The sequence below is a fragment of the Pedobacter sp. GW456-11-11-14-TSB4 genome, assembly GCF_059424425.1.
On sequence record NZ_JBWKZK010000011.1, the window covers coordinates 1 to 2848 of the forward strand.

Genomic DNA, 2848 nt, shown 5'->3' on the forward strand with positions numbered 1-2848 from the left:
ACAGCTTTGGCCGTTCCGTCATAGCCCTGCGAAAGTCCGCTCAGGGTAATCGTAGCAGTTGCCTTGCCAACCGTCAATAGCTGATCTACAGCAGTTGCCGAATTGTAATTTGCATTGCCTGCCTGTGAGGCGGTAATTGTAGTCGTTCCAGCGCCCACAATCGTAACCGTTGAACCAGAAATGGTCGCAACAGCTGTATTCGAAGAAACGTAATTTAATGTTAATCCCGAAGTTGAAGTTCCAGTTAGGGTAAATGGGGCATCTCCGAATATTTTTGTAGGGATCGCACCAAAGCTAATGGTCTGTCCTCCTGCATTGATCGTTAGTGAATAAGCCGTTGATACAAATTGACCACAACCGCTTTCAGTAGCCTTCACAGTAAATCCAAAAGTCCCCGAAACAGTTGGTGTACCCGAAAGAACACCAGCTGTACTTAATACAAGTCCAGAAGGTAATGCACCAGCAGAGATCTCATAATCAAAGCTTCCGCTTCCACCACTCGCAGTAAAGGTTTTGCTATATGATGAAGCAACAATCCCTTGAGAAAGACTGGCACTTGCCAAAATAACCGCTGTAGGTTGGGCTATGTTAAAGCTTTGTGAAGTTGTACAACCATTTGCGTCAGTAATGGTAACGGTATAAGTACCAGCTACAAGTCCAGTAGCTGATGAAGCTGTTCCACCACTTGGTAACCATTGGTAAGTATAACCTGGTGTTCCACCGCTTACATTTACAGATGCAGACCCAGTAGCTGCACCATTGCAGTTTACATTTGTAACAGTTCCTGCCGTAGCTACAAGAGCTGCAGGAGCTGTTAAATTAACATTGATCGTTCCAGTACAGCCGTTCGCATCGGTAATGGTTACGCTGTATGTTCCAGCGGCCAGACCTGTCCTGTCTTCGGTAGTTACTCCACCGCCCCAGTTAAAGGTATAGGGAGCTGTTCCGCCTGTCGGCGTAAGATTGATTGATCCGTTTGAGCCGCCAAAGCAAGCTATGTTTGTTACAACCGTCGTTCCCGAAACGGACGAGGCAGGTTGGGTTATTGTCGCATTTACCGTTCCGGTACAGCCGTTCGCATCGGTAATGGTAACGCTGTACGTTCCAGCTGCCAGACCTGTTCTATCTTCAGTAGTTAGCCCTCCAGCCCATGCAAATGTATAAGGAGCTGTTCCGCCTGTTGGCGTAAGATTGATCGCTCCGTTTGAGCCGCCAAAGCAGGCTATATTTGTAACAACAGTAGTTCCAGATACTACTGATGTAGGTTGTGTAATTATGAATGTTTGTGTAGAGATACAAGCATTGGCATCGGTAACGGTTACCGTCCAGGTACCTGCACTAAGGCCGGTAACACTTCTAGTACCGTCTCCGGTTGGATTGCCAGGTGTCCAGTTATAGGTATAGCCGCCCGCTCCACCTGTTGGCGTATTTATCGCCGCAGCACCTGTGCTACCGCCGAAGCAGGCAACATTGATTTGAGAACTTGGTGTAACTGTAATCGCTGTTGGCTGGGTAACGGTTATTCCACCTACCGTTCCCGTACATCCGTTTGCATCGGTAATGGTAACAGTATAAGTTCCAGCAGTAAGGCCTGTCCTATCTTCGGTAGTTGGCCCTCCAGCCCATGCAAAAGTATAAGGAGCTGTTCCGCCTGTTGGCGTAAGATTGATCGCTCCGTTTGAGCCACCGAAGCAGGCTATGTTCGTAACAACTGTAGTTCCAGAAATTACTGAGCTAGGTTGGGTAATAGTTGCATTTACTGTTCCTGTACAGCCGTTGGCATCGGTAATGGTAACGCTGTACGTTCCAGCTGCCAGACCTGTTCTATCTTCAGTAGTTGGCCCTCCAACCCATGCAAATGTATAAGGAGCTGTTCCGCCTGTTGGCGTAAGATTGATCGCCCCATTTGAGCCGCCGTTGCATGAAACATTCGTTACCACGGTAGTGGCAGAAATTGCCGTTGGTTGCGTAATAGTCGCATTTACAGTTCCAGTACAGCCGTTCGCGTCGGTAATGGTCACGCTGTATGTTCCAGCGACAAGGCCTGTCCTGTCTTCGGTAGTTGGACCTGCTGTCCATGCAAATGTATAGGGAGCTGTTCCGCCAGTTGGCGTAAGGTTGATGGAACCATTTGAGCCGCCGTTGCATGAAACATTGGTAACCACCGTGGTTGCGGAGATAGCTGAGGCAGGCTGGGTAACAGTCGCATTTACCGTTCCAGTACAGCCGTTCGCGTCGGTAATGGTTACGCTGTATGTTCCAGCGGCCAGACCTGTCCTGTCTTCGGTAGTTACTCCACCGCCCCAGTTAAAGGTATAGGGAGCTGTTCCGCCTGTTGGCGTAAGATTGATCGATCCGTTTGAGCCGCCAAAGCAAGCTATGTTTGTTACAACCGTCGTTCCCGAAACGGACGAGGCAGGTTGGGTTATTGTCGCATTTACCGTTCCCGTACAGCCGTTCGCATCGGTAATGGTCACGCTGTACGTTCCAGCGACAAGGCCTGTCCTGTCTTCGGTAGTTACTCCGCCGCTCCAGTTGAAGGTATAAGGGGCTGTTCCGCCTGTCGGCGTAAGGTTGATGGACCCTGTACTACCGCCATTGCAGGCTATGTTTGTAACAACCGTAGTTCCAGAAACCACTGAGCTAGGCTGAGTAATTACGAATGACTGTGTCGAGGTGCAAGCATTGGCATCGGTAACGGTTACCGTCCAGGTGCCGGCAGTAAGGCCGGTAACACTTCTGGTACCGTCTCCGGTTGGATTGCCAGGTGTCCAGTTATAGGTATAGCCTCCCGCTCCACCTGTTGGTATGTTTATCGAAGCAGCACCATTGCTACCGCCGAAACAGG

1 protein-coding gene is annotated in these 2848 nt (G+C 49.7%); it reads right to left on the reverse strand.

From position 1 onward, the window contains the following. On the reverse strand, positions 1-2848 hold a 2848-nt coding region (locus AC07XU_RS18310; protein WP_494945080.1), incomplete at both ends, for a beta strand repeat-containing protein.